We start from the raw sequence: 21,036 nt of genomic DNA, 5'->3' as shown, positions 1-21,036 counted from the left end.
CAGGAGAGCAAGCACATGGATTTCACAGGCAAAACCGCGATTGTCACCGGCGGCGCCCGCGGGTTGGGGCTCAGTTATGCACGGGCGCTGGCCTTGGGCGGGGCGCGGGTGGTGATCAGCGACATTGGTGCCGACCCGGTCGGCGCCGGCAACGACGCCACGGTGGTCGAGTCGGCGGCCAGGACCTTGCAGGCCGAAGGCTTGCAGGTGATCGGTCACGCGGGTGACCTGTCCACCGAAGAAGGCAGCCGGCAACTGATCGCCTCGGCCATCGAGGCGTTCGGGCAGCTCGATATCCTCATCCACAATGCCGGTTGGGTCGGTTACCAGAACATTGCCGACCTGGATGCCGCGTTCCTGCAGCGCGCCATGGACATCAACCTCTACGCGCCGCTGTGGCTGTGCAAGCACGCGTGGCCACACCTGCTGCGATCCGCCGCGCCGCGCATTATCCTCACCACGTCCGACCGCGCGATGTATGCGCAGTACGAGCAGAACGGCCTGGTGGCCTACAGCGCCGGCAAGATGGCGCAACTGGGGATCATGAACGCGTTGAGCCATGAGGGCGCCGAGGCCGGGATCCGCGTCAACGCGATTTCGCCGGTGGCCAAGACGCGCATGTGGGGTGTCACCGAGGAGCCTGACGAACTCAAGCCGGAGTGGGTGACGCCGGGCGTGGTCTTCCTGGCCTCCGCGCAGTGCGAGGACACGGGCTACATCCTGCGCGCCAGCAATGGCCAATTCACTGCCACGCGCTTCACTGAAAACCCCGGCGTGGAGTACCCGCGCAATCTCGCCCGGATCAAGGCGGACAGCGCCGAAGCTGTCGCCGCCGCGTGGCCTCGCATCAAACAGGCGTGAACCCGATGACTCCCTTGAGCAAAGACCTGACCATGGACAACAGCCCCGTTCGCATCACGGCCGAAGAGACCCTTTCGGACAACTGGTACATCCTGAAGAAATACAGCTTCGACCTGCGCCGCCGTGATGGCAGTTGGCAGGCCCAGACCCGTGAGGTGTATGACCGGGGCAATGGCGCGACGATCCTGTTGTACAACCGCGAACAGCGCACGGTGCTGCTGATTCGCCAGTTCCGCATGCCAACGTTCGTCAACGATTACCCCGGCTACTTGATCGAGACGGCCGCCGGGCTGCTGGACAATGCCAGCCCCGAGGAGCGCATTCGACTGGAAGCGGAGGAAGAGACCGGCTACCGCGTGGGGCAGGTGGAGAAGGTCTATGCGGCGTTCATGAGTCCCGGGTCGGTGACTGAGCGGATTCACTTCTTTATCGGCGAATATCAGCCGGGTGACCGGATGGGGGATGGCGGCGGGCTGGAAGAAGAGGGCGAGGATATCGAAGTGTTGGAGCTGGGATTCGAACAGGCGCTGGCGATGGTACAGGCTGGGGAGATTGTGGATGGGAAGACCATCCTGCTACTGCAGCACCTGGAGTTGCGGATGTTGAAAGAGGGCTGGTGAGGCGGTGAGCTTTCCACTTCCTCAGTAACATGGCGGCCTTGGAGTTGTTCGGTGTTGCCTGTCGAACTCGGTTAAAACTGTGGGAGCGGGCTTGCTCGCGAAAGCGGTGGGTCAGTTGCTGGAGAGAGTGGCTGGTCTGGCGCCTTCGCGAGCAAGTCCGCTCCCACATTTGGGGTGTATTTCCAAGGTTGGAACCGAGTTGTACCGTCCGCTCAAATGCTTGTGCAGCCCCCCGAATCCCAAGCCCAAACAGCAATCAAAACTGTGGGAGCGGGCTTGCCCGCGAAAGCGGTGGGTCAGTCGCTGAAGAGGGTGGCTGGTCTGGCGCCTTCGCGAGCAAGCCCGCTCCCACATTTGGGGTGTATTCCAAGGCTGGAATCGGGTTGTACCACCCGCTCAAATCCCGGCGCAGCACCCCGAATCCCAAGCTCGAACAGTGATCAAAACTGTGGGAGCGGGCTTGCCCGCGAAAGCGGTGGGTCAGTCGCTGGAGAAGGTGGCTGGTCTACCGCCTTCGCGAGCAAGCCCGCTCCCACATTTGGGGTGTATTCCAAGGTTGGAGCCGGGTTGTGCCGTCCGCTCAAATGCTGGTGCAGCCCCCCGAATCCCAGCCCGAACAGCGATCAAAACTGTGGGAGCGGGCTTGCCCGCGAAAGCGGTGGGTCAGTTGCTGGAGAGGGTGGCTGGTCTGGCGCCTTCGCGAGCAAGCCCGCTCCCACATTTGGGGTGTATTTCAAGGTTGGAACCGGGTTGTGCCGCCTGCTCAAATGCCGGTGCAGCACCCCGAATCCCAAGCCCGAACAGCGATCAAAACTGTGGGAGCGGGCTTGCTCGCGAAAGCGGTGGGTCAGTCGCTGCAGACGGTGGCTGATCCGGCGCCTTCGCGAGCAAACCCACCTTCAGACTGGCGGCTATTGTCAGAAAATTCCCACAGGAGTACAAATGTACTCCATGACGACTCTCACTCCCCGCCGTACCGCCATCCTGACCTTTATCCGCGACCGTATCGCGCAGCAAGGCCAGCCTCCGAGCCTCGCCGAGATCGCCGAGGCGTTTGGTTTCGCCTCTCGCAGCGTGGCGCGTAAACACGTGCTGGCCCTGACCGAAGCCGGTTTTATCGAGGTCAACCCCAACCAGGCCCGTGGTATTCGCCTGCTCAACCAACCGGCACGCCCCGAGTGGCTGGACATTCCGGTCCTCGGCCGAGTCGCCGCGGGCTCGCCCATCGGTGCCGATGCCGACGTGCACAGCCGCCTGCAACTCGACCCCGCCACCTTCGCGAAAACCCCGGACTATCTGTTGCGGGTGCAGGGCGACTCGATGATCGAGGATGGCATTCTCGACGGTGACCTGGTGGGCGTACGGCGCAGTGCCGAGGCGTTGAATGGGCAGATTGTGGTGGCGCGCCTGGACGGCGAAGTCACCATCAAGCGCTTCGAACGTCACGGCGAGCATGTGCGCTTGCTGCCGCGCAATCCTGCGTATCAACCTATCGTGGTCGGGCCCGATCAGGACCTGGCCATCGAAGGGGTGTTTTGCGGCCTGGTGAGGCAAGGCTGATGGGCGCCGTGGTTGCGTTGGATACGCTGTTCAATGGCGGCCGTGTCTGGAAGGGCCGACCTGCCGCGCCTCCGGCCAGCGTGCAGCCCACCGGACTGGCGGCGTTGGATGCGGTGTTGCCGACAGGCGGCTGGCCGGAGTCGGCCTTGAGCGAAATCCTCATGGCCAAGGAAGGTGTGGGCGAGCTGCAGCTGGTGCTGCCGACCCTGGCGCGGCTGTCGGCGGCGGGCGAGCGCATTGTGTTGGTGGCGCCGCCCTACACGCCGTACCCGCATGCCTGGCAGAACGCCGGAGTGGATTTGCGTCAGCTCTCGGTGATCCAGGCCGAGGAACGCGATGCCCTGTGGGCCGTGGAGCAATGCCTGCGCTCCGGCAGTTGCGGCGCGGTGCTGTGCTGGCCGCGCAAGGCCGATGATCGCGCGCTGCGCCGCTTGCAGGTGGCGGCGGAAACCGGGCAGACCCTGGCATTTGCCTGGCGTGCCTTGAGTGAGGCGGTCAACGCCTCGCCCGCCGCCTTGCGCCTGGTCGTCGAAGCCAGGCCGGCGCAGGTACGGGTGCTCAAATGCCGGGGCGGCCTGGCCCACCCGGCACCGATTGCACTGGCGGGGCACTGAGGTTGCCATGCGCTGGGTGTGTATTGTCTTCCCGCAATTGGCGCTGGACGGGGTGCAGCGCCTGTATCCCGAACCGGATCAACCGCTGGCGCTGCTGGCCGGTACGCCGCAGCGTCGCGTGCTGCAGACCGTCAATGACGCTGCGCGCGCCTTGGGCCTGCGCCCCGGCCAATCCCTGACGGCCGCGCATGCGCTGGCCAAGACCTTCACCTGCGCCGAATACGACCCGGCTGAAATAGAACGCTGGCAACAGTTCCTCGCCGCCTGGGCCTACCGCTTCAGCTCCCAGGTCAGTGTGTATTACCCACGCGCCTTGCTGTTCGAAATCGAGTCGAGCCTGGGGCTGTTCGGGCCGTGGGCGCAGTTCGAGGCACGCTTGCGCACGGAACTGACCGACCTGGGTTTTCGCCACCGTATCGTCGCTGCGCCCAACCCGGCGGCGGCGCGGGTGCTGGCGAATATCTACGATGGCCTGGCCGTCAACGATGAGGGCTTGATGCAGGCCCTGGCGCCGCTGCCCATCGACCGCGCCGGCTTCGACCCTGCGGCGGCCACCGCCTTGTCGCGCATGGGCCTGCGCAGCCTGGCCCAGGTGCAGGCGCTGCCCCGGCATACCCTGGCGCGGCGCTTTGACGCCAGCCTGCTCAAGCACCTGGATGCGTTGAGCGGGCAGCGGCCCTTGGCGCTGGCGTTCTATCAGCCGCCGGACCAGTTCGATGTGCGCATCGAGTTGAATTTCGACGTGCAATCCCACCAGGCCTTGCTGTTTCCATTGCGCCGCTTGACCGGCGACCTGTCCGCCTTCCTTTGCGGCCGCGACAGTGGCGTGCAGCGCTTCGACCTGCACCTGGAACATGCCCAGGCGCCCGACAGTGTGATCAAGGTCGGCCTGCTGAGCGCCGAGCGCGAACCGGCGATGCTCTTCGAGCTGGCCCGCGGGCGCCTGGAGCAGGTGCAAGTGACGTCACCGGTGCGCGGTTTTCGCCTGGTGGCCCAGGATTTGCCGGTCTTCGTCCCGCAACGCCAGGACCTGTTCGATGACCGTCCGCAGCAGACCTTGCCGTGGGAGCAACTGCGCGAACGCTTGCGTGCGCGCCTGGGGGATGACGCGGTGCAAGGCCTGCGTTTTCACGCCGATCATCGTCCCGAGTGCGCCTGGCAAGCAGCGGCTGACAGTCGCGCATGCCCGATCTTGAGCAAGGTGCAACGCCCCGGCTGGCTGCTCAACGAACCGACGCTGCTGGCTGAGCAGGCGGTGCACATCCTGATGGGCCCGGAACGCATCGAGTCCGGCTGGTGGGATGGCGCCGATATTCGCCGCGACTACTACCTGATCCAGACCCGTGCCGGCCAGCAAGGCTGGGCCTATCGCACCGTGGGACAAAGCGATGGGTTGTGGCTGCAAGGCTGGTTCGCATGAGTTACGCCGAGCTGCATTGCCTGTCCAACTTCAGCTTCCAGCGCGGTGCTTCCAGTGCGCTGGAGTTGTTCGAGCGGGCCAAGCGCGAGGGCTACAGCGCCCTGGCGATTACCGACGAGTGCACCTTGTCGGGCATCGTGCGCGCCTGGCAGGCGGCCAAGGCGGTGGAGTTGCCGCTGATCATCGGCAGCGAGATGCGCATCGAGAACGGCCCGAAACTGGTGTTGCTGGTGGAGGACCTCAACGGCTACCAGCACCTGTGCCGGCTGATTACCCTGGCGCGGCGCCGGGCCGAAAAGGGCCAGTACCGACTGCTGCTGGAAGACTTCGAACAACCGCTGCCCGGCCTGCTGGCGCTGTGGGTCGCCGACGACCAGGACACCCAGGCCTCGGTCCAATGGCTGCGCCGCACCTTTGCCGGGCGCCTGTGGCTGGCGGTGCACCTGCACTGCGGCCAGGACGATGCACGCCACCTGGAGCAGCACCTGCAACTGGCTGCCAGCCTGCAGATCCCGGCAGTGGCCTGCGGCGATGTGCACATGCATGCGCGCGGTCGCCGCGCCCTGCAGGACACCATGACCGCCATCCGCCATCACGTGCCGGTGGCCGAAGCCGGCACGCGCCTGCACCCCAACGGCGAGCGGCATTTGCGCAGCCTCGATGCCCTGGCCGCGCTGTACCCGCCAGCGCTGCGCGATGAAACCCTGAACATCGCGCGCCGCTGCACTTTTGACTTGAGCCAGCTGCGCTATCACTACCCGCGCGAGCTGGTGCCCGAGGGCCATGACGCCAGGTCCTGGTTGCGCAGCGTGACCGAAGAAGGCATCGCCCAGCGCTGGCCGCACGGGGTGGACGCCAAGACCTTGCAGCAGATCAATCACGAGCTGCAATTGATCAGCGACCTGGGCTACGAAAGTTACTTCCTCACGGTGCACGATATCGTGCGCTTCGCCCGCAGCCGTTCGATCCTGTGCCAGGGCCGGGGCTCGGCGGCCAACTCGGCGGTGTGTTTTGCCCTGGGCATCACCGAGATCGACCCGAGCCTGACCGACATGCTGTTCGAGCGTTTCCTGTCCAAGGAGCGCAACGAGCCGCCGGACATCGACGTCGACTTCGAACACGAACGCCGCGAAGAAGTGCTGCAGTACGTGTTCCAGCGCTACGGCCGCACCCGCGCGGCGCTGACGGCGGTGGTCAGCAGTTACCACGCGGCCGGCGCGGTGCGCGATGTGGCCAAGGCCCTGGGCTTGCCGCCGGACCAGATCAACGCCCTGGCCGAATGCTGCGGGCGCTGGAGCGATGATGCACCGCCACTGGAACGCCTGCGCGAAGGTGGTTTCGACCCGCACAGCCCGATCCTGCGCCGCGTGCTCACCCTCACGCAGCAACTGATCGGCTTCCCCCGGCACTTGTCCCAGCACCCTGGCGGCTTCGTGATTTCCGAGTACCCGCTGGACACCCTGGTGCCGGTGGAAAACGCCGCCATGGCCGAGCGCACCATCATCCAGTGGGACAAGGACGACCTCGACGCCGTCGGCCTGCTCAAGGTGGATATCCTGGCGCTGGGCATGCTCAGCGCGATCCGCCGCTGTTTCGATCTGCTGCGCCGTCATCGCAATCGCGACCTGGCCCTGGCGACGATCCCCAAGGAAGACCCGGCCACCTACGCGATGATCAGCAAGGCCGACACCATCGGCGTGTTCCAGATCGAGTCGCGGGCGCAGATGTCGATGTTGCCAAGGCTCAAGCCACGGACCTTTTATGACCTGGTGATCGAAGTCGCGATTGTGCGGCCGGGGCCGATCCAGGGCGGTATGGTGCATCCGTACCTGCGGCGGCGAAACAAGGAAGAGCCGGAAACCTACCCGTCGCCGCAGCTCGAAGCGGTGCTCAAACGCACCCTGGGCATCCCGTTGTTCCAGGAGCAGGTGATGCAGATTGCCATGGTCGCCGCCGACTACGGCCCCGGCGAGGCCGACCAGCTGCGCCGCTCGATGGCCGCCTGGAAACGCCACGGCGGCCTGGAACCGCATCAGCAGCGCCTGCGTACCGGCATGCTCAAGAATGGCTACAGCGAGGCGTTTGCCGCGCAGATTTTCGAGCAGATCAAGGGCTTTGGCAGCTATGGCTTTCCCGAGTCCCATGCGGCCAGTTTTGCCTTGCTGACCTACGCCAGTTGCTGGCTCAAATGCCATGAGCCGGCGGCCTTCGCCTGCGCGCTGATCAACAGCTGGCCAATGGGTTTCTACAGCCCGGACCAGATCCTGCAGGACGCGCGACGCCATCGCTTGCAGGTCCGTGCGGTGGACGTGCAGGCCAGTGACTGGGATTGCAGCCTGGAGCCGAGCGACGGCGAACAGCCGGCGATTCGCCTGGGCTTGCGCATGATCTCGGGGTTTCGCGAAGAGGATGCGCGGCGCATCGAGGCGGCGCGCCAGCGTCGGGCCTTCAGTGACATCGCCGACCTGGACGAACGCGCCGGGCTGGATCCCCGCGCCCAGGCCTTGCTGGCGGATTCCGGGGCCTTGCGCGCCCTGGCCGGCAACCGGCACAAGGCGCGCTGGGACGTGGCCGGGGTGCATAAACAGTTGGGGTTGTTCGCCGGTTTGCCGAGCCCCGACGAGGCGCAGGTGGAGCTGCCTGCACCCACGGTGGGTGAGGACCTGCACGCCGACTACGCCACCGTCGGCACGACTCTCGGGCCGCATCCCTTGGCGCTGCTGCGCGCGGAGCTGCGCAGACGACGCTGCCGCAGCTCGCAGGAATTGCTTGCGGTGGAGCATGGGCGCAACGTCAGCATCGCCGGGCTGGTCACCGGTCGCCAGCGTCCTGGCACCGCCAGCGGCGTCACGTTCGTCACCCTGGAAGATGAGTTCGGCAACCTCAATGTGGTGGTCTGGCGCGACCTGGCCGAGCGCCAGCGCCAGGCCCTGGTCGGCTCGCGGCTGCTCAAGGTGGACGGGCGCTGGGAAGCGGTGGGCGAGGTCCGGCACCTGATTGCCGGGCGCCTGACCGACCTGACGCCGCTGCTGGAGGGGATCACGGTGCGGAGCCGGGATTTTCACTGAGGGGAGTTGCCGCCGCCGCTGCGGATACGTTATATGCAATGAAACGTTTCACGGCTGCCGGGCTCCAAGGTTTTATCACGGCTATCGCCCCACCCATTCACCCATCCGTTCGCCAAGAGCCCACCATGCAGTTTTTATCCAATACCCACGGTTGTGAAGGTTGGGGCGGTGAAATGGCCCAGCGGATCCGCGCCTTCGACTGGTCTTCGACCGAGCTTGGGCCGATTGAAAAATGGCCCTGCAGCCTGAGCAGCAGTGTGCAGATGCTGCTGGCCTCGCCCATGCCGATGGTGATGCTGTGGGGGGCGGCGGGCTACATGATTTACAACGACAGCTATTCGGTGTTTGCCGGCGGCCGGCATCCCTACCTGCTGGGCACGGCGGTGGAGCTGGGCTGGCCTGAGGTCGCCGATTTCAACCGGCATGTGCTGGATACGTGCCTGGCGGGCGGCACCTTGTCCTACCGCAATTTTCCGTTGGAGTTGCTGCGTAACGGCGTGCCGGAAGAGGTCTGGATGGACTTGACCTACAGCCCCATCGCCGATGACCACCAGCAACCTGCCGGGGTCCTGGTGATCGTGAACGAGACCACCGAGCACGTGAAATCCGAACGAGTGCGCCAGGAACTCACGCATAACCTGGAGCAACGCGTCGCCGCCGAAGTGCAGGCGCGTTCCGCCGCCGAAGAGCAACTGCGCCAAGCGCAAAAGCTCGAGGCCATCGGCGGGCTGACCGGCGGCGTCGCCCACGACTTCAACAACCTTTTGCAAGTGATCGCCGGCAACCTGCACCTGCTGGCCCGTCATGAGCCGGACAATCCCCAGGTACAGCGCCGCGTCACGGCGGCTATTGCGGCGGTGGAGCGGGGCGCCAAGCTGTCCTCGCAACTGCTCGCCTTCGCGCGGCGCCAACCGTTGTCGCCGGCGGTGTACAACCCGCAGCGCATCTACGCAGGCCTGGGCGAGCTGCTGCAGCGCGCGCTGGGCGAAACCATCCATATCGACGTGCAATTGCCCCAGGATTCCTGGTGCATCAACGTCGACCGCAACCAGTTGGAAAACGCGCTGCTCAACCTGGCGATCAATGCCCGTGATGCCATGCAGGGCGAAGGCGTGATTCGCATCACCGGCGAAAATATCATTCTCAACCCTGCCGAGTGCGTGGGTAAAAGCATCAAGCCGGGCGAGTATGTGCGCCTGGCGGTCACGGATATCGGCGTGGGCATGCCGCCGGCGATCCTGGCGCGGGTGTTCGAACCGTTCTTCACCACCAAGCGCAGTGGCCACGGCACCGGCCTTGGCTTGAGCATGGTGTTCGGTTTCGTGCGCCAGAGCGGCGGGCATGTCGACGTGTGGAGCGAAGAGGGCAAGGGCACCGTGGTGCAGATGTATTTCCCGCGCAACCTGGGTGAAGAGAGCCAGGACACCTACGCCGAACCGGTGCTGCCGGCCAATGGGCATGAGACGGTGCTGGTGGTCGAAGACAACGAAGACGTGCGCGTGACGGTCGTCGAGCTGCTCGAGCAGGCGGGCTACACCGTGCTCACCGCCGAAGACGGCGACCAGGCGATGCACCTGCTGCAGTCCGGCGTGCTGCCCGATCTGATCTTCACCGATGTCGTGATGCCCGGCCGGGTCAAGAGCACCGACCTGGCCAACTGGGCCCGCGCCCAGGAGCCACCGATCGCGGTGCTGTTCACCTCCGGGCACACCCGCGACATTCTTTCCGGGAATCACCTGCTGAGCCCCGACATTCATCTGCTGAGCAAGCCCTACAGCCCCGAAGCCCTGGCGCAACGGGTGCGCAGCGTGCTCACCGCTCGATAAGGTTGACCATGACTTCACAGCGTGACATCCCCGCCCTCACTGCCCAGCGACCAGGCTTCGTCCGGGTGCGCGGCGCCCGCGAACACAACCTGCAGAACGTCGATGTGGACATCCCGCGCGATGCCTTGGTGGTGTTCACCGGCGTGTCCGGATCGGGCAAGTCGTCGCTGGCGTTTTCCACGGTGTATGCCGAGGCCCAGCGGCGTTATTTCGAATCGGTGGCGCCGTATGCGCGACGCCTGATCGATCAGGTCGGCGTGCCGGATGTGGACTCCATCGAAGGCCTGCCTCCGGCCGTGGCCCTGCAACAGCAGCGCGGCACGCCGAGCGCGCGGTCCTCGGTGGGCAGCGTCACGACCTTGTCGAGCCTGATCCGCATGCTGTACTCGCGCGCCGGCAGCTATCCGGCGGGCCAGGCGATGCTGTATGCCGAGGATTTCTCACCCAATCTGCCGCAGGGCGCGTGCCCGCAATGCCATGGCCTGGGCCGGGTGTACGAGGTAACCGAGGCGCTGATGGTGCCGGACCCTTCGTTGACCATCCGCCAGCGCGCCGTGGCGTCCTGGCCGCTGGCGTGGCAGGGCCAGAACCTGCGCGACATCCTGGTGACCCTCGGCTATGACGTCGACATTCCATGGCGCGACCTGCCGAAAAAGCAGCGCGACTGGATCCTCTTCACCGAAGAAACCCCCACCGTGCCGGTGTACGCCGGCTTCACCCCACAGCAGACCCGCGAGGCGTTGAAACGCAAACTGGAGCCGAGTTACCAGGGCACGTTCAGTGGCGCGCGGCGCTATATCCTGCACACTTTCACCCACACCCAAAGCGCGCTGATGAAAAAACGCGTGTCGCAATTCATGCAGGGCAGCGCCTGCCCGCTGTGCGAGGGCAAGCGCCTGACCAAGGCCGCGCTGTCGGTGAAGTTTGCCGGGCTGGATATCGGTGAATTGTCGCAACGTTCGCTGACCCAGCTGGCCGAAGTGCTGCGCCCGGTAGCGGCGGGACAGGACACGATGAAGCTGTCGGTGGAAAAGCGCCTGGCCGCCCAGCGCATTGCCCAGGATTTGCTCGAACGCGTGAGCACGTTGACCGACTTGGGGCTGGGTTATCTGTCCCTGGAGCGCAGCACGCCGACGTTGTCGTCCGGCGAGTTGCAGCGCCTGCGCCTGGCCACGCAATTGGGCTCGCAGTTGTTCGGTGTGATCTATGTGCTGGACGAGCCCTCGGCGGGCTTGCACCCGGCGGATGGCGAAGCACTGTTCACTGCGCTGGATCGCTTGAAGGCGGCGGGGAATTCGCTGTTTGTGGTGGAACACGACCTGGAAACCATGCGCCGCGCCGACTGGCTGATCGACGTCGGCCCGGCGGCCGGCGAGCATGGCGGTCATGTGCTGTACAGCGGGCCACCGGCGGGTTTGGCCAAGGTCGAAGCCTCGCAGACCCGTGACTACCTGTTCGCCGCACGGCGCCCGTCGAGCGCAGCGCAACGCCAGCCCGGCGGCTGGTTGCAGCTGGAAGGCGTGACGCGCAATAACCTCAAGGACCTGGCGGTGGAGTTTCCGTTGGGCTGCTTCACGGCGGTGACGGGCATCTCCGGCTCGGGCAAATCCAGCCTGGTCAGCCAGGCGTTGCTGGAGCTGGTGAGTGGCGGCCTCGGCAGCCGGGTGGAAACCGACGAGGAACCCAGCCTGGAAGACGATGCACCGCAAACCAGCGGCGGGCGCATCAGTGCCGGGCTGGAGCAGATTCGCCGCCTGGTGCAGGTCGACCAGAAACCCATCGGCCGCACGCCGCGTTCCAACCTGGCGACCTACACCGGATTGTTCGACCACGTGCGCAAACTGTTCGCGGCCACCCCGGCGGCGAAGAAACGCCATTACGATGCCGGGCAGTTCTCTTTCAATGTCGCCAAGGGCCGTTGCCCGAACTGCGAAGGCGAGGGTTTTGTCAGCGTGGAATTGCTGTTCATGCCCAGCGTGTATGCGCCATGCCCGACCTGCCACGGCGCGCGCTACAACCCCGAGACCCTGGCGATCGAATGGCAAGGCCTGAGCATCGCCCAGGTGCTGGGGCTCACGGTGGAACAGGCGGTAGAGGTGTTTGCCGAGGAGCCTGGCGTACTGCGCTCATTGCAAGTACTGCGCGATATCGGCCTGGGCTACCTGCGCCTGGGCCAGCCGGCGACCGAGCTGTCGGGGGGGGAAGCGCAGCGCATCAAGCTTGCCACCGAGCTGCAGCGCAATGCGCGCGGCGCCACGTTATATGTGCTGGATGAGCCGACAACCGGCTTGCACCCACGGGATGTCGACCGCCTGCTCAGCCAGTTGAACCATCTGGTGGACGCGGGGCATACGGTGGTCGTGGTGGAGCATGAAATGCGCGTGGTGGCCCAGAGTGACTGGGTGATTGATATCGGGCCCGGGGCCGGGGATTTGGGCGGCAAGGTGGTTGCCAGCGGCACGCCGCAGAAGGTCGCGAAAAGCAAGAAAAGCCGCACCGCCGCCTTCCTCGCCAAGGAGCTCTGACCCCCTGAAGGCGCCCGGCAAGCCGGGCGCCTTCCGTGTCAGGCTTGCTGGAGCTGTTGCTTGGCCTGCTTCACCACATTCTCCACGGTAAAGCCGAACTTCTCCTGCAGCTTCGCCAACGGCGCCGACGCGCCGAAGCTGTTCATCACCACCTTGGCGCCGGTCTGGCCGACATAGCGGTCCCAACCCAGCGGGCCTGCCTGTTCGACCACCACGCGTGCTTTCACGGCGGGCGGCAATACACTGTCGCGGTAGCCCTGGTCCTGCTCTTCAAACAGTTCCCAGCTCGGCATCGAGACCACTTGCGCGGCGATCCCCTCAGCCTTGAGCTGCTCATAGGCCGCCACGGCCAGGCTGACTTCGCTGCCCGTCGCCAACAGCAGGACTTTAGGCTGCTCAGCCCCGGCCAGCACATACGCGCCCTTGGCCGCTCCGGATGCGGGCGCGTACTTTGACCGATCCAGCGTCGGCAGCGGCTGGCGCGACAACACCACGCAACTCGGACGATGGGTTTGTGCCAGGGCGACTTTCCACAGTTCGAGGGTTTCATTCGCGTCGCCTGGGCGCAGGGTGAGCAACCCCGGTGTGGCGCGCAGTTGGGTCAAATGCTCGATGGGCTGGTGCGTCGGCCCATCCTCGCCGACGCCAATCGAGTCGTGGGTGAACACGAACACCACCGGAAGCTCCATGATCGCCGCCAGGCGGATCGGCGGTTTCATGTAGTCGCTGAACACCAGGAACGTCGAGGTGTACGGCCGCAGGTAAGACAGTGCCATGCCATTGGCAATCGCGCCCATCGCATGCTCGCGGATGCCGAAATGCAGGTTGCGCCCGCTGTAGTCGTCGGCGCTGAAACGCCCGGCACCGTCGAAGGTGAGGTTGGTCTTGGTCGAGGGCGACAAGTCTGCCGAGCCGCCGAGCAACCATGGGATCTGCTGGGCAAACGCGTTCAGCACTTCACCACCGGCGGCGCGGCTGGCTACTCCCTTGGCATCGGTGTCGAAGCTGGGCAAGCCGTCCTGCCACTGCTCGGGCATTTCACCGGCGCGCATGCGCTGCAGTTCATCGGCCAGCTCCGGTTCATATTGCTGCAGGTGCGTCAGGTGCTGCTTCCAGGCGTCATACAGTGGCCGGCTGCGCTCCAGCAGCGCATCACGCAGCACTGTGCGCGCCTCATCGGGCACCAGGAAACTGGAATCCTGCGGCCAGCCGTACGCGGCCTTGGTCAGGCGGATTTCCTCGTCGCCCAACGGCTCGCCATGCGCGGCGGCAGTGTTGTGCTTGTGGGGCGAGCCGTAGCCGATCACGCTGTCGACCACGATCAGGGTCGGTGCGCCGGTGTTGGCCTTGAAGGTCTCCAGGGCGGTGCTCAGGGCCTGCAAGTCATTTGCGTCGGTCACGTGCAAGGTGTGCCAGCCGTAGGCCTGGAAGCGCTTGATCACGTCTTCGCTGAAGGCCAGTTCGGTATGGCCTTCGATGCTGATGGTGTTGTTGTCGTAGATCCAGCACAGGTTATCCAGCTTCAAGTGCCCGGCCATCGAGGCGGCTTCGCTGCTGATGCCTTCCATCATGTCGCCGTCACCGCACAGGGTGTAGACGTTGTAGTCGAACAGCACCTTGCCATCGCGGTTGAAGCGTTGGCCCAGCCAGCGTTCGGCCATGGCCATGCCGACACTGTTGGCGCAGCCCTGGCCGAGGGGGCCGGTGGTGGTTTCCACGCCGGTGGTCATGCGGTACTCGGGATGGCCCGGGGTCTTGGAGCTCATTTGCCGGAACTGCTTGATGTCGTCCAGGCTGATCGCCGGTTGCCCCGAGCGCTTGCCATGCGCATCAATCTCGACCACGCCGGCCAGGTGCAACAGCGAGTACAGCAGCATCGAGGCATGCCCTACCGACAGCACGAAGCGGTCACGGTTGGGCCAGTCGGGATGGTCCGGGTGGTAGCGCAGGAAGCGACTCCACAATGTGTACCCCACCGGCGCCAGGCCCATGGGCGTCCCCGGATGGCCGGAATTGGCCTTCTGCACAGCGTCCATGGCCAGGGTGCGAATAGTATTGATGCATTGGGTGTCGACAGCAGTGGCAGCGTGAGTCATGAAACCGGTCTCCCTCAGGGTGCGATCTACAGTGGAGGGCAGGGCACGGCAAAGGTTTGATCGCATCGCCGGCGTTGCGACGAACGGGGATGGTTTGACCCCGGACATGACAAGACCCCTTGGAATGGGCTAGCTTCAAGGCTGTAGCCATTGATCAACTTGCGGAGGTACGCCATGCCAGTGAAACACGACCTATACCAGGACTTGGGTTTTACCAAGGAAGTCGTTCACGAACGCAGGGCCAGCGACAAACGCCTGGACTCGTTGTTCAGTCAATACGACGCAGCCGACGCCGCGGTGCTGAAGGCGGAGTCTGCCAGTGCCAGCGATGAGGACGTGGAGAAGCTGAAGAAGAAACGCTTGTTGGTCAAAGATGAGATCGTGGGGCGGCTGGGATAAGCCGTGCGCTTGCAACGAAACGGTAATTTTTGTTCAGAATTGTCTGAGGGACATCTTCCACTTCGCTGCTTATGATGCCGACCGCCCACCCGGCTCTGGGGACTGTTGCGGCGCCAGGACGGCGCTGGTGAGCCGGGTGGGCACTCGGTCTTTTTATCCCAGCAGCGCGCGGGTGCAGTCATCGATAGAGCGCTGCTGCGTCTCGCCGTACAGCTGCAATTCATCGATTGTCTGGCGCCCCAGCGCCTTCTCGAACTCGGCCTTGTTCGAATTGGCTGCGTAGTGGCTCTGCGCCGCGTCCCCCAGGTTCGACTGAAATATCCCCGCCGCACTCACTGGCAGGAAATCCTCATACACCAACGGTTCCACGTCCACATGACCGGCCGCGATCAGCGCTGACAGTGTACGCGGCTGATCGGCTTGGCCGCGTGCCGCCAGGCCTTTGTCCGTGGCTAAGTAGCGGAAGTACGCCAGGTCGTGTTCGCGCATCTGCGCGTGGTCATCCGGGAAGGCCTGGAAGTGTTGCTCCATCAATTGCATATAGCGTGCGGCGTTGCCCTCATTGGGGAAAGCGCCGAGTTCGTCGCGGGCGGCGTTCAGCAGTTGGTCGTACAGCGCACGGCCCTTAGGGGTGAGGGCGACGCCGCGTTGTTCGATTTCACCGAAGCGCGCGCTGTGGCTGCCTTGGGCGTCGGTGAAGGCGATGGGTTCGTCGAGGGCCTTGAAGCTGGTCTGGCGCAGCAGGATCGGGCAACGGCGGCGGGGTGGGCCTTCGATCACGGCCTTGGGCGTAATGCCCTTGCCGGGCATGGCGGCCTGCACCTGATCGATATCCAGCGTACGCGGGGTCAGGTGGTTGATGTGCGGGCCCTTGAAGGCCACCACGTCGGCGATCAGGCGGTGCTGGTCGCTGAGTTGCTGGTACTGCGCGGCGGTGACGGTGGCGGTATGGTGCCAGCGAAAGGTCTCCAGGGCCTGGCGGATGAAGGCCTGCGCATCGTTGGCGTCGAGGCCGCCGTCCTGCTCCGCTTGTTCGATCAGCGCGAGGGCGCCGGGGGTAAAGATCGCCCGCTTGGCCAGGGCCGCTTCGGCGAAGGCGCGCAGCTCAGGACTTTCGATCAGCTCCAGGCGCAGCAGCGAGGTGAATACGCGAAACGGGCTGGTTTGCAGCGCGCTTTCATGTACCGCGCGAAACGCCGTGGAATGCACCGGCACGCCGGCGGGCGTCAGGTCGTAGTAGCCCACCGGTTGCATGCCCATCACCGCAAACAGGCGGCTGATGGTCGCCAGCTCCGCAGCAGTGCCCAGGCGGATGGCGCCGTGACGCTCCTGGTCCAGGCGCTGGATTTCGCCGGTGCGCTGCAGCTGTTGCGCCAGGGCCGGTTCGCGCTCGAATACGCGGGTATTGGTCTCGGCCACCAGCTCCATCAGCGCCCCATACAGCGGAACTTCATCTCGGTACATATCGGACATGGCCTTGGAAAAGCCCTTGCGGATCTCGTCGGGGCTGACATGTGCGCTGGTGTGCATAGAAAAATTCCTGATGGCTTTGCCGATGAAGGTGACCGTTCGCTGGATTTTGTTGAGCTGCAGGTGAGGTTGCAAACGAAGATTCCTCTGGACTTCATTCTGCAAATGAATGAGATGACGCGAATATGACAAAAAACGGCCGGCTGGAAATTTCATTTTCCCAAGCCTTTCCTAACTAATTCTTCACGGAGTCAGCCCCATCCGCCATGAAAGAATCGTCACGTTTGCAAGGATGAAAACGTCGTTTCGCACATCGCACACATAAAAATATGTTTAGGGGCCGTCGTTAATGAAAATTTCTACACTGGCGTTATCCATCACCGCCGCCGTTCTTGCACAACACGCATTGGCTGATGATTTCGGGCTCGGTTCGCTGGGCACGGGCAACGGTCACAGCGGCTTTCTCGAAGACAGCCACGCCGCCGTCAGTTCGCGGACCATGTACTACAGCGCGGATAACCGCTCGGGGACCAACAACGATCTGCGCGAAGCCGCGACATTGCTGCGCTTCGACTATAAATCCGGCTACACCCAAGGCACCCTGGGTGTCGGTTTCGACGTCATGGCCTTTGGCGCGCTGCGCCTGGACGGCGGCGATGGCCACACCGCGGGCCCTGGCCTGTCGGGTAACGGCAACAGTTTCTTCCCGACCAAGAACAACGGCACCGAGCCGGCCGATTCCTTTGGTCGTGCGGCGGGTAACGTGAAGTTCCGCATTTCCCAGACCGAGTTGCACGTCGGGGGTGGCTTGGCGCCGGTGTTGCCGATCCTGGTCTCCAACGACAGCCGCGTGGCACCGCAGACCTTTGACGGCGGCATCCTCACCTCCAGCGACATTCCCAACGTGACGTTCACCGGCGGTGAATTGAACCGCGCCGAAGGCCGTGCCTCCAGCAACTCCACAGGCTTGAGCGTTGCCGGTGGCCAGCGCGACAGCGACAGCTTCAAGTTCGGTGGGTTGGACTACAAGCCGTTTGGTTCTTCCGACAACGTCGTCGCGAAAAACCTGACGTTGCAGTACTACTACGCCCAACTGCAAGACTTCTACAAACAGAACTACTTCGGCCTCGTCCACGTGCTGCCGCTGGGCAATGACCAGTCGTTCAAGACCGACCTGCGCTACTTCGACAGCACCAGCGACGGCAAGAACGGCGAGAGCGGCTACCAGTTCAACAACAACGGCGGTTACGCCAAGCACGCCAACGAAGTCGACAACAAAACCTACAGTGCCGCCTTCACCTACCAGTTGGGCGGCAGCAGCCTGATGCTGGGCCACATTGGCGTGGGTGACGATGGCGGTTTTGTCTGGGTCAACCAGGGCAGCATCGCCGACCCGCACGCGCAAGGCGCCGGCGGCAGCGACTTCTACCTGTTCACCGACGCCGTGGTCGGCCAGTTCTCCCGTGCCGGCGAGCAGGTCAACTTCGGTCAGTACTCGTATGACTTCAAGGCTTACGTACCGGGCCTGAAGGCGTCCGTGGCGTACCTGGACGGCTCGGACATCAAGTCGAAGGTGGCCGGTGGTCCGGACCAGAAAGAAAACGAAACCGACTTCCGCCTGGACTACGTTGTGCAGGCCGGTCCTCTGAAAGGCTTCGGTACCACCTTCCGCACCGGTACCTACCACGGCAAAAACACCGGCACCGCCGACCAGGACCAGACGCGCCTGATCTTCAACTACACGTACGCGATCTTCTAAGTCTTCATGTGCACCCGGGCGTCATTGGGTTCTACACTGCTCCTCACCTGGTAGGCGATGGAGGACCCAATGACGGCCACACCCAACACCCGAATACTGGACACGATTGAAGGCCAACGCCTGGCGACGCCGGATGCCGAACGTTGGCGCGAGTGGGGCCCCTATCTGAGCGAACGCCAATGGGGCACGGTGCGCGAAGACTACAGCGCCGATGGCGATGCCTGGACCTATTTCCCCCATGAACATGCACGCAGCCGCGCCTACCGCTGGGGCGAGGATGGGCTTGCCGGTTTCAGTGACAAGGCGCAACGCTGGTGCCTGGGCCTGGCCTTGTGGAACGAGCGCGACACGATCCTCAAGGAACGCCTGTTCGGCCTGAATAACGCCGAGGGCAACCACGGTGAAGACGTCAAGGAACTGTACTTTTTCGTCGATGGCGTACCGAGCCATGCCTACATGCGCATGCTCTACAAATACCCGCACGCGGCCTTTCCCTACGCTGACCTGACCGCCGAGAACGGGCGCCGCGGGTTGGACGATGCCGAGTATGAAATCCTCGATACCGGCGTGTTCGAAGACAACCGTTACTGCGACATCAGTGTCGAATACGCCAAGCACGCGCCCGACGACATCTTCATGCGCGTCACCGTCCACAACCGCTCCGAACAGCCAACCCGCTTGCAGGTATTGCCGCAACTGTGGGCGCGCAATGACTGGAGCTGGACCTTCGACGCGCCTAAGCCAGCGTTGACGCTGGACACTGATCGGGTGCTGGCCCGGCATCACGAGCTCGACGATCGTCATCTCAGCGCCTGGGGCCAGGAGGGGGTGGAATGGCTGTTCTGCGAAAACCAGACCAACTTTCCCAAGCTCGACGGGCAACCGACGCCGGGGCCGTTCAAGGATGGCATCAACGATTACGTGGTGGACGGCGTTGCCACGGCGATTCGTCGCGACGCCGGCACCAAGGTCGCCGCGCGGTTTAGCCTCGAACTCGCAGGCCTTGAGCATAAAACCCTGTACCTGCGTTTTGCCCCGACGGACGCGCCCGAGGTCAATGCGCGCAAGCTGTTCGACTTGCGCCGCCAGGAGGCGGATGAGTTCTACGCCGCCTTGCAGCACGGCATCGCCGATGACGACGCGCGCAATGTGCAGCGCCAGGCGCTGGCCGGATTACTGTGGTCCAAGCAGCTGTACTACTTTGATGTGAACCAGTGGCTCGACGGAGACCCGGCCCAGCCTGCGCCGCCGCCCGAACGCCTGCATTTTCGCAATACCCATTGGCGGCACCTGTCCAACTTCGACATCCTCTCCATGCCCGACACCTGGGAGTACCCGTGGTACGCCTCCTGGGACCAGGGCTTCCAGGCCGTGGCCTTTGCGCTGATTGACCCCGGGTATGCCAAGCAACAATTGCTGCTGCTGGTCAAAGACCGGTTCATGCACCCCAACGGCCAGCTGCCGGCCTATGAGTGGCGGTTCGATGATGCCAACCCGCCGGTGCATGCCTGGGCCAGTTGGCGTGTGTATCAGCAGGACAAGGCGCTGACCGGCGTCGGCGATATGGATTTCCTCGAGCGAATCTTCCACAAGCTGCTGCTGAATTTTTCCTGGTGGGTCAACCGCAAGGACGCCGAGGGGCGCAACCTGTTCCAGGGCGGTTTCCTCGGCCTGGACAATATCGCCTTGTTCGACCGCTCGGCCGCGTTGCCGCCGGGCTATCAACTGGACCAGGCCGACGGTACGGCGTGGGTCGCGGCGTACGCACTGGACCTGATGCGCATCGGGCTGGAGCTGGCCAAGCGCAACGTCGTCTATGTCGATATCGCGGTGAAGTTCTTCGAGCATTTCCTCTATATCGCCGGCGCGATCAACCAGGTCGATGACAGCGCCGAAGGACTGTGGGACGAGCAGGACCGGTTTTTCTACGACGTGCTGCACCGTCCCGATGGCCAGAGCGAGCCGGTACGCCTGCGTTCGATTGTCGGCCTGATGCCGTTGTTCGCGGTGCTGGTGCTGGAGCAGCGCGAGCATGAGGGCCTTGAAGGTCTGCGCGAGCGCCTGCTGGGCTTCATGCACCATCGGCCGGATCTGGCCAAGCTGGTGTCGCGCTGGAACGAACCGGGGCAGGGCAATCGCCTGTTGCTGGCCTTGTTGCGGGGCGAGCGCACCAAGGACTTGCTGCGGCGCATGCTCGATGACAACGAGTTTCTCTCGGCGTTTGGTGTGCGCTCCTTGTCCAAGGCCTTCGCCGACCAGCCGCTGGGGCTGAAGATGAATGGCGACACTTTGTACGCGCGCTACCAGCCTGGCGAATCCGATTCGCGCCTGTACGGCGGCAATTCCAACTGGCGCGGGCCGCTGTGGATGCCGGTGAACTACATGCTGATCGAATCGCTGCGCGAGTTTCACCGCTACTACGCGGATAACTTCTCGGTGGAGTACCCGACGGGCAGCGGTTATCTGGCGTCCCTTGAAGAAGTGGCCGACAGCCTCAGCCAACGTCTCACGCGGTTGTTTTTGCGCGATGAAGATGGCCTGCGCCCGTCGATGGCGGGCTATGCGCAATTGGAAGCAGACCCGGCCAGTCGCGACCTGGTGTTGTTCCATGAGTATTTCCATGGCGAAACCGGGCGTGGTTTGGGGGCGTCGCACCAGACGGGGTGGAGTGCGTTGGTGGCGTTGTTGCTGCAGCCGAAAATCTAGGCTGCGCCACGGATCTGCTTTTCTGTGGGAGCTGGCTTGCCTGCGATAGCGGTGGAGCCGATAGCATTGATGCAGGCAGTGCCGACGCCATCGCAGGCAAGCCAGCTCCCAC

13 protein-coding genes are annotated in these 21,036 nt (G+C 64.1%); 11 read left to right on the top strand and 2 right to left on the bottom strand.

What is annotated here, in order from left to right; genetic code table 11:
* The first annotated feature begins 15 nt into the window (after positions 1-15).
* The 8 genes from AC07OJ_RS06140 (at position 16) to uvrA (ending at position 12,494) form a co-directional block, all read left to right on the top strand.
* A complete protein-coding gene (locus AC07OJ_RS06140) occupies positions 16-861 on the top strand; it encodes an SDR family NAD(P)-dependent oxidoreductase (protein ID WP_495094205.1) in 846 nt (281 codons plus the stop codon).
* 32 nt (positions 862-893) lie between these two features.
* Positions 894-1,481, top strand: a complete 588-nt coding sequence (locus AC07OJ_RS06135) for an NUDIX domain-containing protein (protein ID WP_120450760.1) — start codon at positions 894-896, stop codon at positions 1,479-1,481.
* A 942-nt stretch (positions 1,482-2,423) separates the two neighbouring features.
* Positions 2,424-3,041, top strand: a complete 618-nt coding sequence (gene lexA / locus AC07OJ_RS06130; RefSeq protein WP_213554380.1) for a transcriptional repressor LexA — start codon at positions 2,424-2,426, stop codon at positions 3,039-3,041.
* Positions 3,041-3,655, top strand: a complete 615-nt coding sequence (gene imuA / locus AC07OJ_RS06125; RefSeq protein ID WP_065907693.1) for a translesion DNA synthesis-associated protein ImuA — start codon at positions 3,041-3,043, stop codon at positions 3,653-3,655. Before lexA ends, imuA begins: the two co-directional genes overlap by 1 nt.
* A gap of 7 nt (positions 3,656-3,662) precedes the next feature.
* Complete coding sequence (locus tag AC07OJ_RS06120; RefSeq protein WP_495094204.1) at positions 3,663-5,075, top strand: Y-family DNA polymerase; 1,413 nt, start codon at positions 3,663-3,665, stop codon at positions 5,073-5,075.
* Positions 5,051-8,143 (top strand): error-prone DNA polymerase, encoded by a 3,093-nt coding sequence (locus AC07OJ_RS06115; RefSeq protein ID WP_495094203.1) that lies wholly within the window; start codon positions 5,051-5,053, stop codon positions 8,141-8,143. Before AC07OJ_RS06120 ends, AC07OJ_RS06115 begins: the two co-directional genes overlap by 25 nt.
* Positions 8,144-8,268: 125 nt before the next feature.
* Complete coding sequence (locus tag AC07OJ_RS06110) at positions 8,269-9,969, top strand: ATP-binding protein (RefSeq protein ID WP_495094202.1); 1,701 nt, start codon at positions 8,269-8,271, stop codon at positions 9,967-9,969.
* Positions 9,970-9,977: 8 nt separating this feature from the next.
* Positions 9,978-12,494: an excinuclease ABC subunit UvrA gene (uvrA, locus tag AC07OJ_RS06105; RefSeq protein ID WP_495094201.1), complete on the top strand. Its 2,517-nt coding sequence runs from the start codon at positions 9,978-9,980 to the stop codon at positions 12,492-12,494.
* A gap of 38 nt (positions 12,495-12,532) precedes the next feature.
* On the opposite strand, the gene tkt is transcribed toward uvrA, so the two are convergent.
* On the bottom strand, positions 12,533-14,590 hold the full coding sequence (gene tkt / locus AC07OJ_RS06100) for a transketolase (protein ID WP_495094200.1): 2,058 nt from the start codon (positions 14,588-14,590) through the stop codon (positions 12,533-12,535).
* Between the two features lie 174 nt (positions 14,591-14,764).
* Between tkt and AC07OJ_RS06095 the strand changes: the two genes are divergently transcribed.
* A complete protein-coding gene (locus AC07OJ_RS06095) occupies positions 14,765-14,989 on the top strand; it encodes a DUF465 domain-containing protein (protein ID WP_065907703.1) in 225 nt (74 codons plus the stop codon).
* Between the two features lie 153 nt (positions 14,990-15,142).
* Here the strand turns inward: AC07OJ_RS06095 and hglS are convergent, their stop codons facing one another.
* Entirely contained in the window at positions 15,143-16,519 is a 1,377-nt protein-coding gene (gene hglS, locus AC07OJ_RS06090) for a 2-oxoadipate dioxygenase/decarboxylase HglS (protein ID WP_495094199.1), read from the bottom strand.
* 289 nt (positions 16,520-16,808) lie between these two features.
* Here hglS and AC07OJ_RS06085 point away from each other — a divergent pair, with 289 nt between their 5' ends.
* A complete protein-coding gene (locus tag AC07OJ_RS06085; protein ID WP_065907705.1) occupies positions 16,809-18,218 on the top strand; it encodes an OprD family outer membrane porin in 1,410 nt (469 codons plus the stop codon).
* A gap of 69 nt (positions 18,219-18,287) precedes the next feature.
* Positions 18,288-20,924, top strand: coding sequence for an MGH1-like glycoside hydrolase domain-containing protein (locus AC07OJ_RS06080; protein WP_495094198.1), 2,637 nt, complete (start codon positions 18,288-18,290; stop codon positions 20,922-20,924).
* Positions 20,925-21,036: the final 112 nt, after the last annotated feature.

The organism is Pseudomonas sp. GW821-FHT09C08 (assembly GCF_059418125.1).
This window is presented reverse-complemented; position numbering and strand designations above follow the sequence as displayed.

Coding starts and splice junctions, on each gene's coding strand:
- AC07OJ_RS06140 (WP_495094205.1), top strand. CDS start 16: ATGGATTTCACAGGCAAAACCGCGATTGTCACCGGCGGCGCCCGCGGG.
- AC07OJ_RS06135 (WP_120450760.1), top strand. CDS start 894: ATGGACAACAGCCCCGTTCGCATCACGGCCGAAGAGACCCTTTCGGAC.
- lexA (WP_213554380.1), top strand. CDS start 2,424: ATGTACTCCATGACGACTCTCACTCCCCGCCGTACCGCCATCCTGACC.
- imuA (WP_065907693.1), top strand. CDS start 3,041: ATGGGCGCCGTGGTTGCGTTGGATACGCTGTTCAATGGCGGCCGTGTC.
- AC07OJ_RS06120 (WP_495094204.1), top strand. CDS start 3,663: ATGCGCTGGGTGTGTATTGTCTTCCCGCAATTGGCGCTGGACGGGGTG.
- AC07OJ_RS06110 (WP_495094202.1), top strand. CDS start 8,269: ATGCAGTTTTTATCCAATACCCACGGTTGTGAAGGTTGGGGCGGTGAA.
- uvrA (WP_495094201.1), top strand. CDS start 9,978: ATGACTTCACAGCGTGACATCCCCGCCCTCACTGCCCAGCGACCAGGC.
- tkt (WP_495094200.1), bottom strand. CDS start 14,590: ATGACTCACGCTGCCACTGCTGTCGACACCCAATGCATCAATACTATT.
- AC07OJ_RS06095 (WP_065907703.1), top strand. CDS start 14,765: ATGCCAGTGAAACACGACCTATACCAGGACTTGGGTTTTACCAAGGAA.
- hglS (WP_495094199.1), bottom strand. CDS start 16,519: ATGCACACCAGCGCACATGTCAGCCCCGACGAGATCCGCAAGGGCTTT.
- AC07OJ_RS06085 (WP_065907705.1), top strand. CDS start 16,809: ATGAAAATTTCTACACTGGCGTTATCCATCACCGCCGCCGTTCTTGCA.
- AC07OJ_RS06080 (WP_495094198.1), top strand. CDS start 18,288: ATGACGGCCACACCCAACACCCGAATACTGGACACGATTGAAGGCCAA.